Below are 7,241 nucleotides of genomic sequence, written 5' to 3'. Positions count from 1 at the left end.
CGATTTCCCTGAGCCGGAGCCGTACCCATTTTACCGTAGCCTGCTGTCAATAGAAGTAACTCAAATTCCCTAGATGGCAAAGTTTTTACAGTAATTTGAGGGATACCGTCAAGCTTATGCTTATCAAGGGTCATAGCTACCTTGATAAGTGCTGTAGATGCGGTAGCCAGGGAATACTAAAGCAATGCCAATGGGACTGTGAATAGTCCCCGGATAGTTTTCTTCGGGCTCGCTACCCCCAATCCGAATTTTGAGCGCACCCAGCCAAATGTAGAGCCCTGGAATTAAAGTATCTAAACTGTAGGCGATGGATCGCATTTGAAGATCGGGGGGATTAATCGGTTTTAAATACTGTGGCTTTTCAGGTTTGGAAATGGACATGGCACTGATTCCCGTGCGGTATGGTGCAAAAACGGTTTTGTCGATCGCACTTTAACATAACCTAAGTTTCACTTTTCAATTGTTAAGCTTATTTTACTATTTTGTCGCGATCGCCATTACAAATTTCATATCCCAGCGTTTTATAAGCCTGAATATACGCTTCTAGACTCTCCTCTTGCGGTACACCGTCAGGCCAATAAAATTGCTCTCCAGGTATCGGTTGCCACCAACGATCGTCTTCCTCAGCAGCCCATGCAAAGCAGTTATATTCTTGAGATTTAGGGCTGGTAACTTGATAATCCGTGCGAGACAAACTGGGCCACTTAAGTTCAAATTCGGGTCTTCTATACATTCTCTTCAATCGCGTAGCCTTGATTTCTCCCCCAATCTATCCAAGCTGATGCCATCTGTTTCACCCTTCCCCTTTGTTCTGGTTTAATAGGATTTTCACCCGTAATTGCACTCAACGCCGATAACCAGTAAAGGGGATTTCTCTTCAGTTCCGATAGCAACAGCGGCACGATGTGTGTTCCCATACTAATAATTTCCTGATAGGCAGGATGCTGAGACATTTGGGCAGTAGAAGAAAGTCCAGCAACATCTTTCTCCCAATCCGAGGCTAGTGCATAAAACTTGTCAACTATCTCAGGGGAAATTTTAGCATTTTTGTTGAGAATATTTTGAGCAGTATTGGGTGAAAGACTTTCTGGCTGTGCGAGTTAGTTTTCGATGCCTATTAAAACTAACTCTTCTATCGATACATTCAAGTCGTTGGCGAGTTTTTGTAACTTCAGGAGGCGCTCATGTGAAAGGGCGATCGCGATCGTATTCATCTGACTTACGCTCCTAGCATGATGCCTTAAGTATAGGCAATAAATTACTCACCTTTAGTCACCGTTAAAAAATTGTAGGGTGCGTTAGACATTAATTTTTTCGATTTCAACAGGTTTGAAGGATCAGACGCACCCTACGGACAGTATTTCGATCGCCCCCACTACCAACTAGATGCAAACTAGATCCAGTCCGGCCTGAATCGCGGGGAGTCCAGAAGTATAGAATAGAGGTTGCGGAACCGGCACACCGCCCGATCGCTCGCCCCCAGCAATTTGTTACCCTAAAAATAGAATCTCCCCTCCCTCAACTCCCTCCCATGAACAACGCCTCTCCCCTGATTCAAACGATAACTCCAGAACGCTGGGCCGGGTTTAGTATGGACTTTATAGGGGCGGGTTACACGGGTTTGTTGGTCAAAAACGGCCGCGCCGTGCGTACCCTAAAATCCGGGCGACATTTCAGCTTTGCCCTTCCCCTGCTGGAACAGGCTCAAATTGTCCTCGTAGACACCAAACTCCGCAATTTGGACGTGCAGTCGCACGGAGATTTTTTGTCTAAGGATCGGTTTTTAATTGATGCCACTCTGACTGTTATTTATCAAGTTATAGATCCGAAACGAGTAGCTTTGGAATTGTCCGATCCTCTAGCTGTTTTAGCAAGTGCAGTTAAGGATTGTCTGGGATTAGCGATCGGGCAAATACCCCTACAACAGCTTATCAGTCAAGGACGGCTGTTGCTGCGCCAAAATTTGCTCGATCGCGTCCAAGATTTTTATACCCTAGGTTTTAACTTAGAAGACGTGCGAATTGGCGATGTCAGCTTTCCCGAAACAAACGGAGTTATTCGCCAAGTTGAGGGAATGAGTGCCCGACAGGAAGCAGAAAATGCCGCCGCCCTGCAAATGAGAATTGCCGAAGCCGGCCGGCCCATTGTCCCTCAAGCTCCCGTACAGCAGTTAAACTTAATTTCAGGTAATTCTCCTGCGAGTCTTCCAGCTTCTGACACAGCAGCCGGGTTCGATCGAGATTTACAACAACTGACAGAACAACTTGCTCAAAACAGCCTCCCTCCTGGGAGAAATCCTCCCCAACTTGCACCAACCGTACTCGCAAGCAGCGATCGCAAAACAACCGCATATTTAATCTACAAATTTTCTGGAGAAGCGATCGCCTTAACGGCCAATCCTTTTACAATTGGACGCGACCCAACCAACACTTTAGTATTACAAGATCCGCAAAGTTCGCGCTACCACGCTCAAATCCGCCGGGCCACTGACGAAATTGGCAAACAGCGATATCAGCTTGTCGATAGCGGCAGTTCCAACGGCACTTTTGTGGGTGGGCAGAGACTGGCTGCTAACGAGCCTTTTTGGCTGCCAGATGGTTGCGAAATTGCGATCGGCGACCAAAAATGGATCTTTCAAAATTCGTGAGTGAGAGAGATGAAGATTGGTTTAAACAGCAGATAAACACAGATAAATCCCATCGGCGTTCATCTGTGTTTATCTGCTGACATCTGCGGTTGAAAAACCCCAATCTAAGCAACTTGATTTAATCACGATCTACAAGTAATAGATGCCGAATCTACCGTCAACAATATGAATGTTTTTTTAAACCGCAGATAAACGCAGATAAACGCAGATAAACACAGATTAATTCTATCGGCTTTCATCTGTCAGGTTTCTGTAGGGGCGTTGTCAAGAGTCCCCGCCCTTCCGACACAGCTTGACAACTTCTCCCTCCCCAATTCCCTATACTCCCAGGTAGAAGTCTCTTGCCAACCCTAGGGGGGATATCTCCACAAGCATTTCGAGCGACAATTTGTCAAGATTGAAAATATAAGTAGAGGACCACCCAATGAACTTTTCTATACAATCTGTTTACAACTGGTACCGCGAGACGCTCCGCAACCCCAAGTACCGCTGGTGGATTATTCTGGGCACACTGGCATATCTGGTAAGCCCGATCGACATAGCCCCAGACTTTCTCCCCGTCATCGGACAAATTGACGATGTGGCGATTGCTGTGCTGCTGATTTCCGAAGTGTCCCAAATGGCGATAGACTACTTTAAATCCCGCCAAACAGAGACAGCTTCAGCATCCGAAGCCACCGGCAGCCCTTCTGAAGCCAAAGGCAGCACCGTTGACGTAGATGCAGTTTCTGTACAATAACTGCCAAAAATAATCCCTGTTAGAACCCCGACTTCGCAGAAGTTGTCGGGGTTCTGCCTATTTTGTATAGACTTACTTACCAATTCAGTCAATCGATTTTAGATTTTAGATTTTAGATTTTAGATTGACCCCACGGATAAATGCGGGGGCTTGAGGATTTTCGATTTTCGATTTGGGATTGATTCCACGGATAAATCCGGGGGCTTGTACCCTCAAGAAATTTTTGGTCAGGACTTACCCATAGGGCCCAAAAACCGGGTTTGAGGGACGAAAAGACGTGTTGCAGCCCGCAGATTAGGTGAAAAACCTGGTTTCGAGGAGTCGGAGTGCGATCGCGAACTGTTTTTTTTAAGGCCAACTGCTCAGATAGTGCTCCAAAGCTGGTAATTTTAACAGTGGTAAATCCGTATTAACAACAAATTTTTATAGATGAAGTTTAGCGAAATAGTACAAAAACTTAACTTAGCCACCAGTCACAGCCTCACAGCGTCGGTTGCTCCCGATCCGGAAATTACTGGCGCGGCCCCAGTCGATGAAGCTGCATCGGGCACAATCAGTTACATAGAAGGTGCTAAATTTGCCGCTCATACAGCCACTACAAATGCTTCGGCTTTAATTTTACCCTTAGATGAAAGCCTCCAAGCTCAATGTACCGATCGCAACATTGCTTGGATTGCCGCAGCAGATCCGCGATTGCTGTTTGCTCAAACCATCGCCCTTTTCTATCAACCGTTTCGCCCAGCATCCGAAATTCATCCCTGGGCCACCGTTCACCCCTCAGCAGAAATTGGTGAAAATGTCTATATCGGCCCCCACGTCGTTATTCAAGCAAAAGTCAAAATAGACAGCAACGTTTGCATTCATCCAAATGTCGTAATTTACCCAGATGCGGAAATAGGCCCCGGCACAGTTTTACACGCTAACTGTGTCATTCACGAACGTACTCGCATCGGGGCAAATTGCGTGATTCACAGCGGTGCGGCGATCGGCAGCGAAGGTTTTGGGTTCGTGCCGACCCCCACAGGATGGGTGAAAATGGAGCAGTCTGGCTGCACTGTATTAGAAGAGGGCGTTGAGGTTGGCTGCAACAGCACGATCGACAGACCCGCTGTCGGAGAAACCCGCATCGGCCAAAATACAAAAATTGACAATTTAGTACACGTAGGTCATGGCTGTCAAGTAGGAAAAAATTGTGCGCTTGCGGCTCAAGTCGGCATGGCCGGCGGGGTAAAAATTGGCAACAATGTAATTTTGGCAGGTCAAGTGGGAATTGCTAATCAAGCTAAAATCGGAGATGGGGCGATCGCCACTGCTAAAGCCGGAATTCACAACGACGTACCCGCAGGTGCGATCGTGACGGGCATTCCAGCAATTCCCCACAAACTATTTCTCAAAGCCGCAGCCGTCTACAACCGCTTGCCCGAAATGTACCAGTCTCTGAGGCAAATTCAGCGCAAGCTCGATCGGTAATCTATTGGCAGTTGGCAGTAGTCAGTTGGCAGTTGGCAGTAGTCATTAGTCATTAGTCATTAGTTAACAGTTAACAGTCAACAGTCAACAGTCAACAGTTAACAGTCAACAGTTAACAGTCAACAGTATTATAGTTGCAACCCCTTAAATGTGGAATAGTATAAACAACCTGCGACTGCTGTCGCCGTCAATACCAGCAATTGTCAAAATAATCTTGTTTTTCTCGACTTGGATTGTGGTGTGGCTTCCCGCAGCGATCGTGCTGGCGATCGCCCTCAAATGGCATCCACCCCTACCCCTGGGAAACAAAAAACTACCTTTACTAGCTTCCCTCTACGTGATTGTCCCCTTCATTTTATGGGCGACAAGTTGGATCGAAAACACATCTTTTGTTAATTGGGGCTGGGATTGGCAACCCGCAGTTTTCATGTCATTAATGCGGGGATTAGGATTAGGAATAATCAGCTTAGTAATTTTATTCGGTCTGCAATTAACCGCAGGCTGGCTCGATCTACAAAAAAGCGAAACTTTTACCGAAACAGGCGAAAAAAAATTAAATTTTTGGACTTTAATCCTTAACCCTGCTAGTCTGCTGACTCTGTTATTAGCACTATGGATTAGCGCCACAGAAGAGTTAATCTTTCGCGGCTGCTTGCAAACAATGCTCCAGCAAGATTACTCAATGCTAATCGCAGCAGCGATCGCCAGTTTCATTTTCGCGATCGCCCACCTAATTTGGGCAGCCAAAGAAACTCTACCGCAACTGCCCGGATTGTGGCTGATGGGGATGGTTTTAACATTAGCCCGCATCGCCGACAATGGCAGTTTAGGATTGGCGATCGGCATTCACGCAGCTTGGATTTGGGGTATAACCACCGTAGATACAGAAGGCGCAATTAATCCGACAGGCCGCGCACCAGAATGGATTACAGGAATAGCAGCAAAACCCCTAGCAGGTGCAGCCGGCATTTTATTGCTACTAGCAACCGCAACCTTACTCGGACTGACTCAAATCAGCGTTAATCAGCGCTAATCAGCTTAAATCAGCGGTAAAAATTCCCACATTAATTCAAGTGTCGATCGATCGTCACAATCGAAACCGGATTCAGCGCATCAAAACGAGTTGAATTCCCCCCAGCCAGAGAACGCGACAACTGCACTTGCACGATGCGGTAACTCCAGTGCGGTTCCCGGCGCACCCGATCGCCCATCCAGCTCAAAACAGTAGCAATATCTTCCAAAGCATCCAAAGCCAGCACGATCGAGCCTCCAGGAAGCAGCCGCAGCGCGCAAACGCCCAAAATTTTAGTCAACCCTCCGCCACTACCGCCAATAAAAATCCGGTGCGGAGGACGCAAGCGATGCAAGATTTCCGGGGCGGTTCCGTAAATCGAGAACACATTTTGCAGCCCAAAACGGCCGTAGTTGAACTCGATCGCAGAAGTGCCAAAAACCGTTTTTTCGATCGCGTACACCTCAGACTGCGGGAATAAACGAGCAATTTCGATCGACACAGAACCGTTACCAGCACCCACATCCCAGACAACTTGTCCCGGTTGCAAAGCCAATTGTGCCAGCACCAACACCCGCACTTCCCGTTCCACCGTCAAACCAGGCTTGTCACCACAACCGATAAAAGCTGCATCCGGTATTCCCAACAAAGGCAACTTTTCCAAATCCAAAAGTTCTGCCCTCGGCGGGGACTCCCGCAGCATCACAACCACACTCAGCGGTGCAAAAGACTCTCCCAGCAAAGCTGACAGAGAACGGAGGCCCACGCGCTCGTCCGCAGAACCCAAATTTTCGCACACCCAAAACTCATAGCGTGTAGGCAAATCTAGAGCTTTCACCAAATTTGCCAGGGCCGCCGGAGTATGAGTTTCGTCTGCCAGCACCGCAATTTTCTCGACACCGAGTTTGAGTTTTGCCGTCAGTTCCTCAAAATAACGTCCTTGAGACCCTACAAAATGAGCGTCTTGCCAAGGGATGTGTAAGCGATTAAAAGCCAACTGCACAGAACTGAGGTGCGGGTGAAAAGTCAATTTTTCAGCAGGCAATTGGGCAATTAACAACTTTCCCCAGCCGTAGAACAGCGGGTCACCCGCCACCAAAATTACAATGAGTTGAGGCGAGGGGGTGGAGGGGGGCGTAAAAGTCCCTGTATCTGGCTCTAAATTCGCATCCGCCGCCAACCAGCGCTTAATTTCAAGAATTGCGGCTGTCAAATCTTCCAACACCCAGATCTCGCAGGAGTGCTGCGGGAAATAGCTCAAATGGAGCTCGCTCCCTATTAGCAGAGCGGCCATTTCTACAACCTGCCGCGCCGAGGATCTCAGCCCAGCAGCTCCATCTAAACCTATACCAACAACGTGTACAGTCACTTTT

8 protein-coding genes are annotated in these 7,241 nt (G+C 47.7%); 4 read left to right on the top strand and 4 right to left on the bottom strand.

The features are described 5' to 3' along the window. Positions 1 to 123: 123 nt before the first annotated feature. The 3 genes from ACUVJL_RS28780 to ACUVJL_RS28770 form a co-directional block, all read right to left on the bottom strand. Positions 124 to 381, bottom strand: a complete 258-nt coding sequence (locus tag ACUVJL_RS28780) for a hypothetical protein (RefSeq protein WP_445248969.1) — start codon at positions 379 to 381, stop codon at positions 124 to 126. An 88-nt stretch (positions 382 to 469) separates the two neighbouring features. Beyond that, positions 470 to 733 carry a DUF7689 domain-containing protein gene (locus tag ACUVJL_RS28775; RefSeq protein ID WP_445248968.1) on the bottom strand — a complete coding sequence of 88 codons (264 nt, stop codon included), beginning with the start codon at positions 731 to 733 and terminating at the stop codon, positions 470 to 472. After that, positions 726 to 953, bottom strand: coding sequence for a hypothetical protein (locus ACUVJL_RS28770; RefSeq protein WP_445248967.1), 228 nt, complete (start codon positions 951 to 953; stop codon positions 726 to 728). The genes ACUVJL_RS28775 and ACUVJL_RS28770 overlap by 8 nt, the downstream gene beginning before the upstream one ends. 578 nt (positions 954 to 1,531) lie before the next feature. Between ACUVJL_RS28770 and ACUVJL_RS28765 the strand changes: the two genes are divergently transcribed. The 4 genes from ACUVJL_RS28765 to ACUVJL_RS28750 all read left to right on the top strand — a co-directional run bounded on the left by ACUVJL_RS28765 (position 1,532) and on the right by ACUVJL_RS28750 (position 5,889). After that, on the top strand, positions 1,532 to 2,647 hold the full coding sequence (locus ACUVJL_RS28765) for an SPFH domain-containing protein (protein ID WP_445248966.1): 1,116 nt from the start codon (positions 1,532 to 1,534) through the stop codon (positions 2,645 to 2,647). 424 nt (positions 2,648 to 3,071) lie between these two features. Then, the gene (locus ACUVJL_RS28760) at positions 3,072 to 3,386 is read left to right on the top strand and encodes a YkvA family protein (RefSeq protein ID WP_333133652.1); all 315 of its coding nucleotides are present in this window, start codon (positions 3,072 to 3,074) and stop codon (positions 3,384 to 3,386) included. 429 nt (positions 3,387 to 3,815) lie between these two features. Next, entirely contained in the window at positions 3,816 to 4,856 is a 1,041-nt protein-coding gene (gene lpxD / locus ACUVJL_RS28755; RefSeq protein WP_445248965.1) for a UDP-3-O-(3-hydroxymyristoyl)glucosamine N-acyltransferase, read from the top strand. Positions 4,857 to 5,004: 148 nt separating this feature from the next. Next, positions 5,005 to 5,889 (top strand): CPBP family glutamic-type intramembrane protease, encoded by an 885-nt coding sequence (locus ACUVJL_RS28750; RefSeq protein WP_445248964.1) that lies wholly within the window; start codon positions 5,005 to 5,007, stop codon positions 5,887 to 5,889. A gap of 31 nt (positions 5,890 to 5,920) precedes the next feature. Here ACUVJL_RS28750 and cbiE read toward each other — a convergent pair whose 3' ends face one another. Then, positions 5,921 to 7,237: a precorrin-6y C5,15-methyltransferase (decarboxylating) subunit CbiE gene (gene cbiE, locus ACUVJL_RS28745; protein WP_445248963.1), complete on the bottom strand. Its 1,317-nt coding sequence runs from the start codon at positions 7,235 to 7,237 to the stop codon at positions 5,921 to 5,923. Positions 7,238 to 7,241 lie beyond the last annotated feature (4 nt).

It is taken from the genome of Microcoleus sp. OTE_8_concoct_300 (assembly GCF_031383065.1).
Taxonomy (GTDB): Bacteria; Cyanobacteriota; Cyanobacteriia; order Cyanobacteriales; family Microcoleaceae; genus Microcoleus.
Note: the sequence above shows the minus strand (reverse complement) of the source record. Positions and strands in the feature narration are given on the sequence as shown.

Coding starts and splice junctions, on each gene's coding strand:
- ACUVJL_RS28780 (WP_445248969.1), bottom strand. CDS start 381: ATGTCCATTTCCAAACCTGAAAAGCCACAGTATTTAAAACCGATTAAT.
- ACUVJL_RS28775 (WP_445248968.1), bottom strand. CDS start 733: ATGTATAGAAGACCCGAATTTGAACTTAAGTGGCCCAGTTTGTCTCGC.
- ACUVJL_RS28770 (WP_445248967.1), bottom strand. CDS start 953: ATGTCTCAGCATCCTGCCTATCAGGAAATTATTAGTATGGGAACACAC.
- ACUVJL_RS28765 (WP_445248966.1), top strand. CDS start 1,532: ATGAACAACGCCTCTCCCCTGATTCAAACGATAACTCCAGAACGCTGG.
- ACUVJL_RS28760 (WP_333133652.1), top strand. CDS start 3,072: ATGAACTTTTCTATACAATCTGTTTACAACTGGTACCGCGAGACGCTC.
- lpxD (WP_445248965.1), top strand. CDS start 3,816: ATGAAGTTTAGCGAAATAGTACAAAAACTTAACTTAGCCACCAGTCAC.
- ACUVJL_RS28750 (WP_445248964.1), top strand. CDS start 5,005: ATGTGGAATAGTATAAACAACCTGCGACTGCTGTCGCCGTCAATACCA.